This window comes from Marinifilum sp., assembly GCF_965230805.1.
In the GTDB taxonomy this organism is placed as follows: domain Bacteria; phylum Bacteroidota; class Bacteroidia; order Bacteroidales; family Marinifilaceae; genus Marinifilum.
In genome coordinates, this window is the sequence record NZ_OZ246019.1 from 675,333 (window position 1) to 693,814 (window position 18,482).

General features: G+C 36.0%; 13 protein-coding genes. 6 read left to right on the forward strand and 7 right to left on the reverse strand.

Features of this window, described 5'->3' with window-relative positions; translation table 11 throughout:
* Positions 1 to 102: 102 nt before the first annotated feature.
* The gene (locus ACO05S_RS02560; RefSeq protein WP_421919983.1) at positions 103 to 2,994 is read right to left on the reverse strand and encodes an FAD-binding and (Fe-S)-binding domain-containing protein; all 2,892 of its coding nucleotides are present in this window, start codon (positions 2,992 to 2,994) and stop codon (positions 103 to 105) included.
* An 880-nt stretch (positions 2,995 to 3,874) separates the two neighbouring features.
* Here ACO05S_RS02560 and ACO05S_RS02565 point away from each other — a divergent pair.
* From ACO05S_RS02565 to ACO05S_RS02575, 3 genes are all read left to right on the forward strand, one after another.
* Positions 3,875 to 4,078 carry a hypothetical protein gene (locus tag ACO05S_RS02565; protein WP_421919984.1) on the forward strand — a complete coding sequence of 68 codons (204 nt, stop codon included), beginning with the start codon at positions 3,875 to 3,877 and terminating at the stop codon, positions 4,076 to 4,078.
* A 6-nt stretch (positions 4,079 to 4,084) separates the two neighbouring features.
* Positions 4,085 to 4,621: a hypothetical protein gene (locus ACO05S_RS02570; RefSeq protein WP_421919985.1), complete on the forward strand. Its 537-nt coding sequence runs from the start codon at positions 4,085 to 4,087 to the stop codon at positions 4,619 to 4,621.
* Positions 4,622 to 5,120: 499 nt separating this feature from the next.
* Positions 5,121 to 5,717: a rubredoxin-like domain-containing protein gene (locus ACO05S_RS02575; protein ID WP_421919986.1), complete on the forward strand. Its 597-nt coding sequence runs from the start codon at positions 5,121 to 5,123 to the stop codon at positions 5,715 to 5,717.
* 329 nt (positions 5,718 to 6,046) lie between these two features.
* Here ACO05S_RS02575 and ACO05S_RS02580 read toward each other — a convergent pair whose 3' ends face one another.
* From ACO05S_RS02580 to ACO05S_RS02600, 5 genes are all read right to left on the reverse strand, one after another.
* Positions 6,047 to 6,562 carry an LUD domain-containing protein gene (locus ACO05S_RS02580; RefSeq protein ID WP_421919987.1) on the reverse strand — a complete coding sequence of 172 codons (516 nt, stop codon included), beginning with the start codon at positions 6,560 to 6,562 and terminating at the stop codon, positions 6,047 to 6,049.
* Positions 6,563 to 6,876: 314 nt separating this feature from the next.
* A complete protein-coding gene (locus ACO05S_RS02585) occupies positions 6,877 to 8,049 on the reverse strand; it encodes an ATP-binding protein (RefSeq protein ID WP_421919988.1) in 1,173 nt (390 codons plus the stop codon).
* Between the two features lie 126 nt (positions 8,050 to 8,175).
* Complete coding sequence (locus ACO05S_RS02590) at positions 8,176 to 8,820, reverse strand: porin family protein (RefSeq protein WP_421919989.1); 645 nt, start codon at positions 8,818 to 8,820, stop codon at positions 8,176 to 8,178.
* 379 nt (positions 8,821 to 9,199) lie between these two features.
* Entirely contained in the window at positions 9,200 to 10,405 is a 1,206-nt protein-coding gene (locus ACO05S_RS02595; protein ID WP_421919990.1) for an aminopeptidase C, read from the reverse strand.
* Between the two features lie 736 nt (positions 10,406 to 11,141).
* Positions 11,142 to 11,852, reverse strand: a complete 711-nt coding sequence (locus ACO05S_RS02600; RefSeq protein ID WP_421919991.1) for an AAA family ATPase — start codon at positions 11,850 to 11,852, stop codon at positions 11,142 to 11,144.
* 168 nt (positions 11,853 to 12,020) lie between these two features.
* Here ACO05S_RS02600 and ACO05S_RS02605 point away from each other — a divergent pair, with 168 nt between their 5' ends.
* Genes ACO05S_RS02605 through kdsA form a run of 3 tightly spaced genes read left to right on the forward strand, consistent with a single transcriptional unit; the run spans position 12,021 to position 16,147 of the window.
* A complete protein-coding gene (locus tag ACO05S_RS02605; protein ID WP_421919992.1) occupies positions 12,021 to 14,006 on the forward strand; it encodes a tetratricopeptide repeat protein in 1,986 nt (661 codons plus the stop codon).
* A gap of 12 nt (positions 14,007 to 14,018) precedes the next feature.
* Positions 14,019 to 15,293, forward strand: coding sequence for a replication-associated recombination protein A (locus tag ACO05S_RS02610; protein WP_421919993.1), 1,275 nt, complete (start codon positions 14,019 to 14,021; stop codon positions 15,291 to 15,293).
* Between the two features lie 35 nt (positions 15,294 to 15,328).
* Positions 15,329 to 16,147: a 3-deoxy-8-phosphooctulonate synthase gene (kdsA, locus tag ACO05S_RS02615; protein ID WP_421919994.1), complete on the forward strand. Its 819-nt coding sequence runs from the start codon at positions 15,329 to 15,331 to the stop codon at positions 16,145 to 16,147.
* Positions 16,148 to 16,648: 501 nt separating this feature from the next.
* Here the strand turns inward: kdsA and ACO05S_RS02620 are convergent.
* Positions 16,649 to 18,439, reverse strand: a complete 1,791-nt coding sequence (locus ACO05S_RS02620) for an NADH-dependent [FeFe] hydrogenase, group A6 (protein WP_421919995.1) — start codon at positions 18,437 to 18,439, stop codon at positions 16,649 to 16,651.
* Between the last annotated feature and the right edge of the window lie 43 nt (positions 18,440 to 18,482).

The window sequence follows — 18,482 nt, forward strand, 5'->3', positions numbered from 1 at the left end:
AATTTATTTCGTTTTTATAACTCGGGGGATAGAATCGCGTCAATCGCATTCAAGATTATAATTGGCGATATGCACAAAACTTTCGTTGATTCTTATAAAAGATCAAAGAAAACATCTTCTTTCTGCTTTAATATCCATTTTTTTTTTAACATTCACACTTTGGTTGATTCCATCACTTGCTCGATCTACCAAGTAAATAATCGACATGTAGGGCACACCTGAATTGGTACTCAATCCGATTTCGCAAGTACGGCTATTGGAATATCCTGCCACAACCTTCGCCTCTTCGATAACAGGATGAAGCTTGCGAAGCGCATATCGATTTACCTCGGGGTAATTAAAACCCCTGTCGCCAGCAAAACCACAACATCCCACTTCTTCGGGAAGAATAACACTCGAAACACAAGCTTCTGCTACAGCTTTTAATTTAGCCGTTAAACCCATTTTGGTGGTTGTACAGCTTGGATGCACCGCAACTACTTCGTCAATTTTGCAAAACCTTAACTTATCCATTATAAAATCATGAATAAACTCAACAGGTTCGTATAGTTTTAATGATTTTGTCATTACTCTTCTCATGCGATACAAGCAAGGCGAAGTATCACATAAAACAGGATATCTACCATTTTCCGAAGCTTTTAACAATGCCGATTCCAATTCGGATGATTTCTGGTCGGCATGCTTTATTAATCCTTTACTTTCCCAAGGAGTACCACAGCATAGTGAACTCATTTTTTCAGGATAGATTACTTCGTAACCCGCTTTCTCCATTAATTTTTGAGTAACCATATGCAAAGGCTCTTGGTATGGATCTCCTTTAGCCGGTCCCATGGTTTGAGCAATACAGGATGGAAAATAAACTACTTTTAAAGGATTTTCGGGATAAATTGCTTTTGGTTTTGGTCCATTTATCCCTTTGGGCATTGCAGGAGTCCATAAAGGAATATTGTTTCCACTTAATTTTCTGAATCCTCCGGCCACATTAGCCAATAAAGAAGATCCCATTACATTATGAGCAGCATTCACAACTTTTAAACCGGTTCGAATGGCAGAACCTACTACCGAAAAGTGATTGGCAATCGTTCCACTAATTTTTTGAGCCCGGGGGGTATCCACATTTACCGACCGAAGGTATTTAATGTATTTACCCGTATCAATATCTACAGGACAAGAAGTTGCACACAAGCCGTCTCCTGCACAAGTCTGTTCGCCCAGATAAACAAATCCTTTCTTCAACTTCTTAAGCAAATCAGGGTTTTCGCCCGTACTTTCCAAACGCTTTATTTCGCGTTGTACAACAATTCGCTGACGTGCCGAAAGCGAAAAACCAGACGTCAAACAATTCACCTCACAAAAACCACATTCAATACACTTGTCAACAATATCATGAACAGGAGTTAAGCTTTTAAAATCTTTAATATAGCAGTCGCTATCATCATTAAGAATCACCCCGGGATTTAGTAAATTCTTAGGATCAAAAAGTTGTTTTACCTCTTTCATCAACTCGTAAGCTTCTTCGCCCCATTCATGTTTTACAAAAGGAGCCATGTTTCGACCTGTACCATGCTCTGCCTTTAACGAACCATCATATTTATCAACAACCAAATGTGCCACTTCCTTCATAAAATTCACATACTGCTCCCGTTCCTCCCGCTTATCGAAATTTTGGTTGAAAATAAAATGCAAATTACCCTCTAAAGCATGTCCATATATCACACCATCCTTATACCCATGTTTTGCAATCAATTTTTGCAATTCGGCTGCAGCCTCTGGCAAATCATTAATATGGAAAGCAACATCCTCGATAATACAAGTTGTGCCAGTTTCACGCAATCCGCCAACCGCAGGAAAAACACCTTTTCGGATATGCCAATATTTTGAATATTCCTCAGGCTTATCGGTAAACTCAATTGGCTTAAGCGTTTCGAATAAGGAGAGTAGCTTTTTTATTTCCTTGCAATTGTCATCCAATTCCTTCTGGCTATGCGCCAAAGTTTCCACCAATATTGCAGTGGCTCCATCAGGTAAATCTTTTATAAACGCCGGAATTCCCACAGAATCTTCCACAGCACGCAAAGCAATGCGATCCAGTATTTCGGCACCATGAACAGGCCCTGATTTCATGACCACCACCGATTGACAAGCAGTTACAATATCAGGGAAATAAATCATTGCACTCGCCTTGTGCTTGTGATTTATTACAGTTTTCATGTTCAATTCAGACATAAAGGCCAGGGTTCCTTCGGATCCAACCATCAAATTCACAATAATCTGGAAAGGATCATCATAATCGATAAAAGGATTGATACTTAAACCAGTAGTATTTTTAATGCTGTATTTGTAACGAATTCTTTTAGCCAAAGCTTTATTCGCCCTCACACGATCACGAATTTCTTCGATTCTGCGAATAAAATCGCCACAAGAATTCATAAAATCCTTTCGGCTTTGCTCATCGCCGGTATCCAGAATTGTTCCATCAACAAACACCAAACGAGCCGAACGAATTGTTTTGTAAGCATTTTCGTGTGTACCACAATTCATTCCCGAGGCATTATTCATTACAATGCCACCAATCATTGCAGAATTGATTGAAGCAGGATCGGGCCCCAACTTCCTCCCATAAGGCGCCAAAAGCTGGTTAATTCGGGCGCCAACCAAACCAGGCTGCATACGCACCTCTTCCCCATTTTTCAAGATTGTGCATTCTTCCCAATGTTTTCCCGCAAAAATTAGTATCGAATCAGTAATTGTCTGCCCGGCCAAACTGGTGCCTGCGGCTCTAAAAGTAACGGGTAAGCCATATTTATTGGCTAAAGAAAGAGCCTTTGTTAGCTCTTTCTCATTCTTAGCACGTATCGTAATTTTAGGAGTCAACCGATAGAAACCCGCATCTGTACCATAAGCCAAATTTCTAATTTCATCGGTATATATTCTTGATTTTTCAATGTCTGATTTGATCTCTTCGTAAAACTTCTTATAATTCCCTTCCAACATAGCCCTCATTTTTTTTACTCAAGCTTCCCAAATCACATTGGTAACTTGTATGACAAATGTAGTTTTTTTTCTCAAATTACTTATCCAACTCAAGCAAAACTTTTTCTATCCGCAACTTAGCTCTATAAAACATTAACAACTAGCAACAAACACATTACAAGCATTCAAACCATATAAACACAGTTTAAAACCATCCTTTAAACATGTGCTAATTTGCCATGATAACTACGAATAAAACCTACAGAAAGAAGTACTACCAATACAATGAGTGCCAAGAGTTTGTGCATTATTATTGATTTGCTGATGTCAGTATTCTGATACCAGTATCAAATCATGAAAAATTAAGCATATTCTATTTTTAATCGATCTCGGGTAATACCTAAATAATATAGGTTTACTATAACTGTTCATATATGATTTATATACCTTCTTAAATCCTTGATTTGTAAAAATAAAATGCAATCATTAATACTATTCGTATAATTTTTTAATTTATCATCCTATATTTTCATTACAATTAACTTTTTAATGATTCACAACACCATTTGTTTTGCGATTTTTTATTCGGTAGCAGATCAATTAAGATACTGAACGCTAATCCAATTAAGCTCAATAAGCCCATCGTTTTTCTAAGCGCTTAAAATACACCAAAGACTGTATTATAATCAAAATAAAATAATTGAAGAATAAAAAATCTGCTATTATTTATCTATAATCAGAATTATCAGTTAACATTCAGTAACACAATACCTTTGCAAAAATTAACAAAAATATTTTTAAAAAATATTTTTGATATTAACATATAATACATAATTTAATGAGCCGAAAATAAAACTAATCTTAACAGGCCGTATTTGTTACGGCCATAAAAACACAAAAAATGACAGAAACAAGCAACAACACAAAAACTATCGAAGAATTGGTAATGGAAATTCCAGTTGAGGAAATTACACAACCTACTATTCCAGTAGATGTTGTAATAAAAGAAGCAGGTAAATTGCACGCATTTGCAACCGAAGACAAAGAGGCTTTGCTTGCCAAAGGTGCTACAGAAGATATGATTGATGATATTAGTGTAAGATGAAGATTTTTGCTAGCCAAGCAAAACATTTGGCTTTCTGTATATGAATCCTCAATAAAAAACACCAAAGAATGGAGTCAAAAGATTGAAGAAGCCAGACTTTTACATCGCGAATTACAATACGATTTTCAGTTTGCATTAAGAAAGGATCGTGATGCATTGCGAGTTTTGCAAATTACTTTGGATGGCGATCGCGATTCTGATACTATAGTAGATTTAGGGAGTTACCCTCAACTTGCCTTAAAATATCCAAACGAACTAGAGGCAATCAAGTTCGATCAAAGTAAATTAGATAAAGCAAATGTGCTGGTAGAAGAATTACTGGCTTTGCAAGAGAAAGTAGATGGTGTACAAAACAGCACTGAAAGACCCGAGAAACAAATGCGTGACAGAGCATACACCTACCTAAAACAATTGGTAGATGAAGTTCGCGCTTACGGCAAGTATACTTTCTGGAACAAAGAAGAAAAACAAAGAAGGTACGCGAGTGAGTATGCAAGACAAAAAAATGAACGTAACAAGAAAGATGAAGAACATGTAAACTAGCTGAACACCCTAAATCTGTCGGTCTTTTTACTACAGGAGGGTGATTTTCGCTACAGGTGAGCATTTTTCGCTACAGGAGGGTAAATTTCGCTACAGGTGAGAATTTTTTGCTACAGGAGTATAAAATTTGGCTACAGAGGCCTCTTTTTCGCTACAGACGTGCATCTTTTCGCTACAGGCGTATACTTTTTCGCTACAGGCGTGCAAAATTCGCTACAGGCGTATAAAAATCGCCCTAAAGACACACAGCATTTTAACAAAAGAAGCATCATTACTCAATTATATACAACTAAACTAAATCAAACACCTCAAGCTTTTTGGCTTGGGGTGTTTTTACTAATTTATGATCTTGGGAATGCCTAGATGCTAGGGCTAACGCCCCTAAATTTAATAAATGAATACATCGCTGGTTAATTTATATTTAGTCCAATTGGCATTTTTACATCTTATTCTGCATGAATTGGTAAATTTGGGATTCTAAATCTCAAAAATAAGCAAGATGATAAATAAAGAGGAAAAACTTTATATCTGTAAGCCATGTGGCTATGTAATGAAGGAAAGCGAACTGCAAGATATCTGCCCTGCTTGTGGTTTGCCCAAAAAGGTGTTCGAACAATACAAAGAAAGAATGTCGCCGGGGCGCAGAAAAATATTACATCTCGACTTGCATCCGATTGCTGTTCATTTTCCTCAAACCACGCTGGTTTTTGCATTACAAGCTTTATTAATCAACCTTTTCTTCCCCAACTTTTATCCTGAAACTTTGTTAGGTACTGCAAAATTCACCGCAGTTATCTTCCCATTTACCGTATTGGGAGCTTTCCTTAGCGGTTTAATCGACGGAAAATTGCGTTTTAAATCACTTACAACTCCTATCCTAAAAAAGAAAATAATCTACAGCACACTTATGCTGATTGCATCAATCTTTACACCCCTTTTGGCATGGAAAGGCATTGACGATCTGGAAACGAAGATATTATTATTGATTTGTGGTAGCATTGCCCTTGTTTGCGGTATTGTGTTGGGTCATGTAGGTAAGCGATTGATGAATATTGGTATGGGTGGCGCTGTTAAAATTTGGGGCAGAAAGTTTTAATCGTCAATTAATCCTATGGAATAACAAAGCCTCCTTTTCAAGAGGCTTTTTTTATTTTTATAACGTGAGTTCAACGTAAAATTCTATCCACAGAAAGTTATATTTGCGATAGATTTGCATTAAAAATTTGGAAAGAATAGCGGGCTATTTTGAGGAATTTTTAATGTGAAGATGTCGTAAAGAGAACTTTCCATTATGTGTTTGCCTGCTTTCGGCATAAATTACCTCAAATCTTCTTGAAATATCCCGATATTCCTTCGAAAATTTGAGAAAATTTCTACTCAAAATCAGTGCAAACTGTGAACGAATTTTACCTCGAACTCACGTTATTATAAATCTTCAATCACATAAACCATTGTTTTTCTGGTTTCTGATGATAAGTTTAATCCTTTGTTGTTTCCTGAGCTGGTAAGACTTGCAATGCCTCGTCCAACATCTTTGGCTTCTTTGCCCTTTATCAATTCCAAATCATTTGCAGAATGTAAAATTTTACTTGCGGGCACAAGTATGTGTAAGGTTTCTGCAAGGAAAATGGTCAACAATTGATCCGCATCTTGTGTATCCAGAATTAATTTTCCCGTATCAGCAATTGCATATTCTGCCTCAATAATCGCATTTCTGGCATTGCTGATCTCGAAAGATTGTTTATGCAAGTCGATACTCCTGAGTCGAATAAAATCAAACTGCACATTCTCTTTGCTTGCTGCTTCAATAAATAATTCCTGATCAACTTTAAGAGAATCGTTACCCAAGTGGATTGAATTCGCCAAAAATGAATCCAAAAGGTCCTTTCTATTATCCATTAAAATTGAATCTTGACTTTGTGTAAATGTTCTGACTTCCATGCCTTTTAGATTTTGATTAAGAATATCATCCAAAAGGCAAAAGCAATGCCAAAAAAACAAATACAAAAGTTAAGAAATCAACACTTTATATATATGATTGATTTTCTTGACTTTAAAGCAAATCAACAAATCAGCTAACATGCTCTATCACATACAAAATGCTACACTTTCGTGTGATATTTACGCTTTTGTGGTAATATTCACAGTTTTAAGTGTGACAATTCTCCCCGATTGTGGATTTTTTTCACAATTTAAGATTACTTAACACCTATCAGACTGTCTTTAAATGTTGATTAAATAACGTGAGTTCGACGTTAAATAGCGATTGTAAAAATAAACCGACTTCCTTTTCCCGCTTCGCTCACTACCTTTATCTTGCCTCCATGTCTTTCGACAAATTCTTTACACAGAATTAAGCCCAGTCCTGTCCCGGTTTCGTTTTCGGTGCCATTCTGGGTAACTTTTTCATCAATTCTAAACAATTTTTGGATCTTCTCCTGAGGCATCCCAATGCCATTATCAGCAACTGTAATCTCGATAAACTGATTCAATATTCGTGAGCTAATCACAATTTCGCCACCTCGAGGGGTGAATTTAATGGCATTGCTAATCAAGTTACGAACCACAGCATTCAGCATGTTCTCATCAACATTTGCCGAAAGATCTTCCTGAATATTGGCGCTAAGTGATATTTCTTTCTGCTCGGCACTTCCTGTAAGTAAATTAACCACTTCATTCACCAAGTTCCACAAATCTATCTGTTTGGGCTTAAACGAGATATCACCAGTTTGCATTCGAGCCCATTCCAACAAATTTTCAAGCAATCTGTATCCCCTTCTGGCAGATTGGTTAATGATTTTATGAAAGTTTGCAAGCTGTTCTTGGCTTAAATCATTGGAATCGTTTACCAGAAAATCTGACGCACCTATTAAAGAAGCAAAAGGATTTTTTAAATCGTGAGCAATGATAGAAAAGAATTTATCTTTTGTGGCATTCAAACTCTCCAACTCTTTTCTTTGCCTTTCTATCATGACTTTTTGGCGAGTCAATTCTTCTTCCAACTGATCTTTAACCATCATCCTTTTTCTAATGTTCTGCAAAGGAATAAGAACATTGTCGATAATCTTGATCCCAAACTTCTGCTCAAGTTCACGCAAATTAGCCTGTGTACATTCCAATAAAATGGTATCTGTTTTAGCTTTGGCTGAGGCCGATCTTGTATCCGACTCGATTAATGCATACTCTCCAAAACTTCTTGTTTCCTCCAGCTCGATAAACACATGATCATTATCGTGAATTTGCACACAACCTTCGGCTATTACATATACCGCACCTCCCGGATCGCCAATGGTGAAAATAATCTCACCGGCAGCCACTTTCCTAAGGCTAACAATTTTCGATAAATAATGAAAGATCTCAGGATCTTGTTCCGACAAGAAATCCAGCCTTAATAAAAGTTCGGTTTTTGTCTGTAAGCTTAGAGTCATTTTATATTTACGATTTGGTGGTCTGTAAATTTATTTCTTTCTCAGTTAAATAAATAAAAATCTGAAAATAAAGACAAAAAAAAACTGCTGATAAATTCAGCAGTTTCAATTCTTTAAGTATCCTGATTAGAATAATTTAAATCCTAATGTTACATTGAACATTTTATTTTTCTTAAGGAATTCTGATGAAACATCACTAAGTCCAAATTCATAGTCAACATCTAAAGTTAGTTTCCAAACGTCAACACCTGCTCCTACTTTAGCATTCCAAACTGCACCTTCAAAATCTTCATCAACTTCACCCAATGTGCTCTTAAAGCTATCATCAATCTTAAAAGATGCAACTGGACCAGCAAATGTTCTCAGCTTGAAGGCTGGAAGCTTAACTAATTTATAGCCTAATAACATAGGTACATCCAAACTCTTTCTCTTAACATCAAGACTAAGTCCATCAACTTCAATTTCACTCTTACGTGAAACATAGTTCAACTCTGGCTGCAAATACCATTTGTTTAAATTAATTCTCAAAAATGCACCAAGCATCATTCCATTATCAGCTTTATCTTTTATGGTAGTAGCTGATGGAAATTCAGAATCGATTTTAGTACTTACCAAACCAGCATGTAAACCTAAATTTACAGGAGATGAAACTTGAGCGAATAATGCAGAGCTGAATAAACAGACAACTGCTAATAAGATTAATTTTTTCATAGCTATATTATTTTCATTTTTACGAAGTACTAATTTAAGAGTTTTTTTGACATTCATCATTAAACTGAAATTATTAAACGTGAGTTCGACGTAAAATTCGTTCACAGTTTGATCTGATTTTGAGTAGAAATTTTCTCAAATTTTCGAAGGAATATCGGGATATTTCAAGAAGATTTGAGGAAATTTATGCCGAAAGCAGGCAAACACATAATGGAAAGTTCTCTTTACGACATCTTCACATTAAAAATTCCTCAAAATAGCCCGCTATTTTTTCCAAATTTTTAATGCAAATCTATCCCAAATATAACTTTCTATGGATAGAATTTTACCGCGAACTCACGTTATTAATGTTTTAAATTAAAACACTCACCCCACCCAATTACAATCGGGCACAAAAAACCCGACCAAAAGTCGGGCTTAATATCTTATTATGATAGTATTACAAACCTAATTTCTTTTTCATTGTTTTCGACAAAGCATCTTTGTGAATCATGAAAGACATTGTTTTATAAGCTACAAATGGGTAGGAAGCATAAAAGTAACCGTTGTACTTATTGCTGTCATCGGCCCACGAGTTTTTCACAATAAAGAACTTATTATCCTTCTGATCTTTAGCAATACCCACAATGTGCATTCCATGATCGTCAGTTGTTGAGTAGTTATCGAAGGCAAGCTGACGCATTTCCTGGGTAATTACTTTTTCTTTAACCGGACCTGCATTACCACTCAATTTATCCGCTTTTTCAGTGTCAGAAAGTGATTCCCACTTCGAAATTTCAGAATCAGACATGTTCTTGGTTTCTGTTTCAGGAACAATTGCAATACCTTTTCGGTACATAAAGCCTTTTTCGCTAACATCAGAAGCCCAACCAATGGTATAGCCATCCATGATCGCTTTTTCCATAATTTCCATCATTTCATCCAATGGTACATTGTATACCTCATCCCACAACCAGTTATCCGGAACTTCGATAATGAATTTTTCATAAAATGGGTGATGAGTGTAAGATGAAATCTCGATATAATCATCAGCATTTAATCCAACATATTCATTCGCAAAAGACTTTGGAGTATACTCTTTTCCTGCATACTCAAACTTTTCAGGTTTTGCCCCTAAGTAAGAGTCAAGAATACCATCGAAACCTTTGTGCCATGCAGGAGTTAATTTCTTGTTTTTGTTTTTGATAACAGCCGAAACATAGTCATTTAATACCGCATCCAACTCACCATGAGTATGTCCTTCTTCACCATAGTTCAATCCTTTGTAAACTCCTTCGGGAACTAAACCATAGTTTTTTAACACATAAGTTACATCGTGAAATGCACCACCGCCTCCAAAGTTAAAGTTTCCGTGCATTCTTACATGTTTCTTTGCCTTATCTGAATAACAGTTATACACTACGAACATTTCCGAAAAATCCACCTCAGGTTTACCCATTCTAATCATTTCAGATTCAAGAAATGACAATCCTGAAAAAGACCAACAAGTACCGGATCTGTGCTGATCTTTTACTGATGTTGCAGGCAGTCTTTTAACATCAGTAAACTGATAAGCTTCTTTTTTCTTCACTTTTTTTTCACTAGCTGATGCTGAAAATACCAACCCAGCTGCTAAAAGTCCAACACTTAAAAATTTTAATTTCATCTTCTTATAATTTTATTTTCTATCAGATGCAACTCTCCATCAATTGTAATTCTGCCACTTTAATGGCAGGTTAAAATTCATGTTCGTTCCATTTGGTTGTAGATGTGTGTTCACCTGATAAACTTATTTCAGTTTCTCAAACATTGATCCATCAACCCCCTAATCAATCGATGATCAATTTTAAATGAACATATCACTTGATTTGTATCATTTCACTCAAACGGTTGCAAAAATAACAAAACCAAATCCTTAAACAAGAACTAATGTCAGTTTAACAATTATTTTAGGCATTAACCGGAGTTCGATTAAAACTATTCGCCACTATAAGTCAGATTTATTCATGATTTGCCTTAAAAACCCGAAAGAATATCAGAATATTTTGAAGAATTTTTAAAGTAAAGATTGTGTGAAGATGAGTTTTCAAAGATTTTAACTGCTATTGGAATAAATTTCCTCAAATCTTCTTGAAATATCCCGATATTCCTTCGAAAATTTGATAAAATTTCTACTCAAAATCAGATCAAACTGTGAACGAATTTTACCTCGAACTCACGTTAATTTAAGAAGATTTCTAACCGAAATCAGTGCAAACTGTAACAATATTTTTAGTCGAAATCAGGCAATTATACAAGTATTATAATCTTGGTTTTGATTAAAACTGTATTACATTCATCCCAAAAAAATGAGAACATCTGATTATACATGCTCTCATTTTCTTTTTGTAATAATTAGAAATCTAACCCATAACAATTTGTTTTCCTAATACCCCTTTCTTCTCTATTAAAGCGAGGCATGAATTTACGATATCCTCCTCAGCTAAGTTTTTGGAGTTATAGATTACATCGAAAACAGTATTTGGCAATGGTTCTTTATTGAAGTAGTTTCTTAAAACTTCTCTTTTTTGATCAATCTCCTCGGCATATTGAAGCATTTCTTCCATACTTAGATTGTAGATTTTTTGCAGTTGAGTGGCTCTCCACTCCAAAGGTGCTTGCAATTTAATATGGAACGATTTCTCAATCTCTTTAGTAAGTACCACGCCACCTCTGCCAATAATCACACAATTCCCTTTGCAAGCAAAAGAACGTACCACTTCGGCAATTGTCTTTTTAATTTTCCTGTCGCTTTGGTAATATTTACTAGACAATGCTGCCAAGATCTCATCCCAAGTCGTCTTCTCTTTTGAATTAAAAACATATTCAATTTTTGCAGGATCCAAGTTTAATTCCTTTGCCGATTGCTCCAGAATTTCTTTGGTTAAAACAGTCCATCTCTTTTTGGTTTTAACGCTTAATTTGGCAGCCAAACTATTTGCAATGTTAATAGCTGTGCATCCACATTCGCGTGAGATGGTAACAATAGGTCCTTCACAAAATGATTTCTCTTTAGGCTCAATAATTTTGGATTCGAACCTTTTCTCCATGTATTTTAATAAAACATTGTCCATATCCACCTCCTAATTAGTTAGTTCAACACTTTATAATTTAAGCTATTTTGCTCACAAATGAAAATGAATGGCTTGGATCTTGTTAGAATAGAGTGATTCTTTAAAAGAAGAGTTCTTTAATTTTATAAATTTGTAATTCATAAATAAAGCATACCAAAATAGAATACTATGCGCAATAATTTTCTTCTGGGTATTTTCACCCTCTTGATATCATTACATCCCATTCTATCCAAGGCTCAGCTAAACACCAATAATATTTTCGATAAAGGTCGAAATGCAATTTATTTTGATGATTATACCGAAGCCATTAACAAGTTTAATGATATTATCAGAGTAAAATCTTACTTGCCTGAACCGTATTTCTTTCGAGGTCTTGCAAAATCGCACCTTGAAGATTATAATGGTGCGATTGTGGATTATACAAAGGCCATTGAGTTAAATCCAAATTATACTTTTGCATTTTTATATCGGGGAATTGCTAAAAATGCACTCAAAAGATTTGAAGATGCCTTAAACGATTTTGACAGAGCATTGGAATTCAAACCTAACATGGCTGACATATATTTTAGCAAAGCCAATAGTTTACTATCCCTTAAACAATATAAAAAAGCAGAAAAAAATTACTCAAAAGCAATTTATATTGATCCTGAAATAATGGGTGCATATCTCAATCGTTCAATAGCACGTGAAAATCTGGATGATATTGATGGAGCAATAAAAGATTGCAATAAAGCAATTCAATTAAACAACTTCTCGGCTCATGCGTTTGGTAACAGAGGTTACCTTAAATTTAAAAAAGAAGATTACGATGAAGCTATTAAAGACTATAACCGGGCTTTAAAAATTGAGCCGGAAAACACAAGAGTTCTTATGGCCAGAGCTTTTACAAATTACAAAATGAAAGATTTAAAGGGTACAATGAAAGATTACAATAAAGTACTCGAAATTGATCCGAATAATGCACACTGCTACTACAACAGAGCTTTACTAAAATCAGAAATTGGTGATTACAATTCAGCCATCGAAGATTTTAATAGTGTATTGGAAATGAACCCTGATAACATGTTGATTTATTTCAATCGAGGATTTGTGAAAACCGACATTGGTGATTTATATGGAGCCATGGCTGATTTTAGCACTGCCATTAGAATTTATCCTGATTTTGCAAAAGCATATCTGGCAAGAGCATCGGTAAAACGTGATTTAAATGATGAAAAAGGCGCAATGAAAGATCGCTATCAGGCACTCCAAATCATCGACAGATATAAGAAAATGAAAAACGATGGTAAAATGTCGGCATTTGTTGATACAACCGAAAACTTTCAGCGTTTAATTGATTTGAACTCAAGGGAATCATTTACAGAAGAAGTTATTAAAGGAAAAGTGCAAAATAAGCGCGTAAACATTGAGTTGGAAGACAATTTTCACATAACACATTTAAGCATGGATAGCTTAAGGGCTGGTAAAATTCAGTATTACGACCAAACGATTATGAAGTACAACCAGAAACAAAATTATCATCCAGCTTTTGCCATCTCCAATCACAACAAGAGGTATCCAAAATCATTGGTTGACAAACTAATTAAGATTGCCGAGGATGAAATTAAAACTGATCATGTAAAAGCTTATTTCTATCGAGGGACTTATCATTTAATGGATAAAAAATACAACAATGCCATTGATGATTTTAACAAGGTATTAGAACAAGATCGAAACATGGTTTTCGCCTATTTCAACAGAGCCAATGCCCTTGTTGCCATGACTGATTACATTCAATCTGTTGGAACAGGAAATGAATCTGTTGTAAGTTTAAGACCCGATGAAACAAAAAGCAAAAATGAAGTTATCGTTGATTATTCAAGTGCAATAAAAGATTACACCAAAGTAATTCAGTTAGATCCATCATTTGGATTTGCCATATTTAATCGTGCAAATGCCTATGCAAAATCTAAACAATTAAAAAAAGCAATTGCTGATTATGATTGGGCTTTACAGCTGGATTCCAACTTTAAAGAAGCATACTACAATAGAGGTTTGATCTACTTGTTTTTAGACAACAAAGCTTTGGCTTATGAAGATTTGAGCAAGGCCGGTGAGCTTGGACTAACAGATGCTTACAACGTAATTAAACGTTATTGTAACAAACCTGACTAAAGAAATAAAAGAATGACTCCAAATCAACCTTTGGCAGAACGACTTAGACCAAAAGATTTATCGAATTATCTTGGACAAAAACATTTGGTTGGCGATAAAGCTGTATTGCGTAAAATGATTGAATCAGGTAATATCTCCTCTTTCATTTTATGGGGTCCCCCCGGAGTTGGCAAAACGACTCTCGCAAAAATCATTGCAAATCAGCTTAATCGCCCGTTTTATACTTTATCAGCAGTTAATTCTGGTGTTAAAGATGTTCGCGAGGTAATTTCAAAAGCCGAAAGCCAAAGATTCTTTTCTGCTCCTAACCCTATTCTATTTATCGATGAAATCCATAGGTTTAGTAAATCACAGCAAGATTCTTTGCTTGGAGCTGTTGAAAATGGAACGGTTACCTTAATTGGTGCAACCACAGAAAATCCTTCTTTCGAAGTAATCTCCCCTCTTCTTTCAAGATGTCAGGTATATGTATTAAAAGCGCAAGAAAAAGCGGAGCTTGAATTCCTAATTGATCATGCAATTGAAAATGACAGCTATTTAAAAGAAAGAAACATTGAAGTTGCAGAGAAAGATGCTCTACTTAAGTTTTCCGGTGGCGATGCTCGAAAACTTCTCAACATTTTGGAATTGGTTATCAATTCGCAAACCAGCGACAAAATAATCATTACAAACCAATTGGTTACCAAAGAGCTACAGGAAAATCCTTCGATGTACGATAAGGATGGAGAACAACATTACGACATTGCCTCTGCCTTAATTAAATCGATACGAGGAAGTGATCCCGATGCTGCTGTATATTGGCTGGCCAGAATGATTGAAGGAGGCGAAGATCCTAAATTCATTGCACGACGATTGGTTATTTCGGCCAGTGAAGATATTGGCTTGGCAAATCCTAATGCCTTATTGCTTGCCAATGCATGCTTTCAAGCTGTAAATTTGGTAGGAATGCCCGAATCCAGAATTATTTTGTCCGAAGCAGCTATATATCTGGCTACTTCGCCTAAAAGCAATGCTTCTTATCTTGCCATCAAAAAAGCACAGTCCTTGGTAAGGGAAACTGGTAATTTGGCAGTTCCTTTACATTTAAGAAATGCACCAACCCAGCTTATGAAGAAGTTGGATTATGGCAAGAATTATAAATATTCACACGATTACCCGGGTAACTTTGTGGTGCAGCAATATTTACCTAACGAAATAAAAGATCAAAGACTATATACTCCTCAACAAAATGCTCAAGAGGCAAAAATTTGGGAGAGATTAAAATATTGGTGGAAGAATCGATTCTAAAATTGTTTACTTTTGCCCTGAAAAAAACGAATATCATGATAGAAAATATCCCAAATATTAAACATGCCGATAGCGGTAACTTTTTTCTTTTGGCCGGACCTTGTGCTATTGAGGGCGAAGAAATCGCTATGAGAATAGCAGAAAGAGTTGTTGAAATTACCAATAAGCTTGAAATTCCTTACATCTTTAAAGGCTCTTACAGAAAGGCTAATCGTTCCAGATTGGATTCTTTTTCTGGAATTGGCGATGAAAAAGCATTGAAAATCCTAAAGAAAGTAAGCGATACCTTTGGTGTTCCAACGGTTACCGACATTCACAGCGCTGAAGAGGCTGCCATGGCTGCCGAATATGTTGATGTTTTGCAAATTCCTGCATTCCTATGCCGTCAAACCGATTTGTTAGTAGCAGCTGCAAAAACAGGCAAGTTTGTAAATATCAAAAAAGGTCAGTTCTTAGCAGCCGAGTCAATGAAGTTTGCTGTAAACAAAGTACGCGAATCGGGAAACGAAAAAGTGGTTCTTACCGACAGAGGCAATATGTTTGGATATCAGGACATGATTGTAGATTACCGAGGTATTCCTGTAATGCAAGAAAACAATTGTCCTGTGGTATTAGACATCACGCACTCTTTGCAACAGCCAAATCAGGCAGGAGGAGTAACCGGTGGACGTCCGGAACTAATTGAAACAGTTGCAAAAGCTGGTATTGCTGTTGGTGCTGATGGTATCTTTATCGAAACTCATCCTGATCCTGCCAATGCAAAATCGGATGGAGCAAACATGCTGCACTTGGATTATTTGGAAGATTTACTTACCAAACTTGTTGCGATCAGAAAAACGATCAATCAATTCTAATATCAGTATTTCCACGACATAGGTTACATTCTATTGTACTTTTGAGTTTATTCTTCGTTAAAAAATTATATACAGAAACAAGGAATGCCTTCAGATGGAGTGAAAGCCTAAATAACGTGAGTTCGACGTAAAATTCTATCCACAGAAAGTTATATTTGCGATAGATTTGCATTAAAAATTTGGAAAGAATAGCGGGCTATTTTGAGGAATTTTTAATGTGAAGATGTCGTAAAGAGAACTTTCCATTATGTGTTTGCCTGCTTTCGGCATAAATTTCCTCAAATCTTCTTGAAATATCCCGATATTCCTTCGAAAATTTGAGAAAATTTCTACTCAAAATCAGATCAAACTGTGAACGAATTTTACCTCGAACTCACGTTAAATATCAAATTGAACCAGAGAATATACAAAACAAAAGATCCGGCTAAAACCGGATCTTTCTTTAAATACAGAATTGCATTTTTTATTAATCTGAGTTAGATTAAAATTTTTGAATTCAGCTTAGTACTGTTCACGTTTTACATAGCTTGTATGAAGCAGTTTATGAGATTTATGACTTAAAGGTTCTTCTAAGAAATCTCTATAGATCTGAACAATTTCAGGATTCTCATGAGATTTTCTTATAGGCAAATCAGAATCTTCATCATAGATCGCCTTCATTCTCTTGAGTCGAACCTCATCGTCAACCGGATATGGTTGGCCTCCTCCACCAAGGCAACCTCCCGGACAAGCCATTATTTCTACGAAGTGATAGAATCTTTCTCCATTCTTAATATCATCCATTAATCGATGAGCATTTTCCAATCCGTTGGTAATGGCACATTTCAATTCTACTCCTTCCAGGAACTTCCAATCATCAACAGTTCCTTCGATTTTTATAGAAGCCTCTTTTACTCCATCAAGACCACGAACAGGAAGAATATCAAGATTTTCGAATGGAACTTCTCGTCCGGTAATGATTTCATAAGCTGTTCGAAGAGCCGCTTCCATAACACCACCTGTTGCTCCAAAAATAATACCGGCACCCGAACCTGTTCCCATAATTGAATCGTAGGATTCATCATTTAATTTTTCAAATTCGATACCTGCTTGTCGAATCATTACAGCCAATTCGCGAGTAGTTAGAACGTAATCCACATCCTTATAACCACTATCCTTCATTTCAGGACGATTGGCTTCGTACTTTTTAGCGGTACATGGCATAATAGATACCGAAACAATATTTTGAGGTTCGATACCAATATTTTTAGCGTAATAAGTTTTTGCCAATGCACCAAACATTTGTTGTGGCGACTTACAAGTTGAAAGATTCGGCAAATACTCAGGGTATTTATGCTCGATGTATTTCACCCAACCAGGAGAACAAGAAGTTGCCATTGGCAATGCAACATCAGGATCATCTTCCACCAATGCTCTCTTTAATCTTGTTAATAACTCAGTACCTTCTTCCATAATGGTAAGATCGGCTGTAAAATCGGTATCCAAAACAGAATCGAAACCTAAACGACGAAGAGCAGAAACCATTTTACCCGTTACACGAGTACCAGCGCCAAATCCTAGTTCTTCTCCAAGGCCAATTCGTACAGCCGGAGCCGTTTGTACCACCACATGTGTTTCAGGATCAGCAATGGCATCCCAAACTTTTTCTACATATGATTTTTCGGTTAAAGCACCTGTAGGACAATGAACGATACATTGACCACAATTGGTGCATACTACCTCATCAAGAGCTCTGTCGAATACTGTGGAGATTTTCATCTCGGAACCTTTGTGCGCTACTGCAATGGCACCTACACTTTGTATTTCGGCACATGTGCGAACGCAACGCTGACAACGAATACATTTCGAATCATCTTTTTCGATGGCTGGAGAAATTCTATCCACAGTGTAATTCTTATCAGGCACCAAATCAATAAAATCCTGATTGGTAATTTGATATTCTGCTGCAAGTTCCTGTAATTCACAATGCCCGTTACGATAGCATTTGGTACACTCTTCATTGTGTTCGGTAAGCAATAACTCAATAATATGCTTGCGACAGTTTCGAACTTTTAATGTATTGGTATTGATCTCCATACCTTCTGAAACAGGCATGGCGCATGATGCTACAAGTTTGTTATTTCCAACTTGTTCTACTACACAAACCCTGCAGTTACCTGCAACGCAAAGGTCTTTGTGATAGCATAAAGTTGGTATTTTAATATGGAGTTTTTCAGCTGCTTCGAGAATGGTTTTTCCCTCTTCTACACTAACAGCTATTCCATTGATTGTTAAATTTACCATGTTTGACATATCAAAATTCTTTTTAATGGTTTAAATAATTTGGAATTAGCTC

What these genes read in the sequence shown, in the direction of transcription:
- ACO05S_RS02560 (WP_421919983.1), bottom strand. Translation starts at nt 2,994, where the DNA reads ATGTTGGAAGGGAATTATAAGAAGTTTTACGAAGAGATCAAATCAGAC.
- ACO05S_RS02565 (WP_421919984.1), top strand. Translation starts at nt 3,875, where the DNA reads ATGACAGAAACAAGCAACAACACAAAAACTATCGAAGAATTGGTAATG.
- ACO05S_RS02575 (WP_421919986.1), top strand. Translation starts at nt 5,121, where the DNA reads ATGATAAATAAAGAGGAAAAACTTTATATCTGTAAGCCATGTGGCTAT.
- ACO05S_RS02580 (WP_421919987.1), bottom strand. Translation starts at nt 6,562, where the DNA reads ATGGAAGTCAGAACATTTACACAAAGTCAAGATTCAATTTTAATGGAT.
- ACO05S_RS02585 (WP_421919988.1), bottom strand. Translation starts at nt 8,049, where the DNA reads ATGACTCTAAGCTTACAGACAAAAACCGAACTTTTATTAAGGCTGGAT.
- ACO05S_RS02590 (WP_421919989.1), bottom strand. Translation starts at nt 8,820, where the DNA reads ATGATGAATGTCAAAAAAACTCTTAAATTAGTACTTCGTAAAAATGAA.
- ACO05S_RS02595 (WP_421919990.1), bottom strand. Translation starts at nt 10,405, where the DNA reads ATGAAATTAAAATTTTTAAGTGTTGGACTTTTAGCAGCTGGGTTGGTA.
- ACO05S_RS02600 (WP_421919991.1), bottom strand. Translation starts at nt 11,852, where the DNA reads ATGGACAATGTTTTATTAAAATACATGGAGAAAAGGTTCGAATCCAAA.
- ACO05S_RS02605 (WP_421919992.1), top strand. Translation starts at nt 12,021, where the DNA reads ATGCGCAATAATTTTCTTCTGGGTATTTTCACCCTCTTGATATCATTA.
- ACO05S_RS02610 (WP_421919993.1), top strand. Translation starts at nt 14,019, where the DNA reads ATGACTCCAAATCAACCTTTGGCAGAACGACTTAGACCAAAAGATTTA.
- kdsA (WP_421919994.1), top strand. Translation starts at nt 15,329, where the DNA reads ATGATAGAAAATATCCCAAATATTAAACATGCCGATAGCGGTAACTTT.
- ACO05S_RS02620 (WP_421919995.1), bottom strand. Translation starts at nt 18,439, where the DNA reads ATGTCAAACATGGTAAATTTAACAATCAATGGAATAGCTGTTAGTGTA.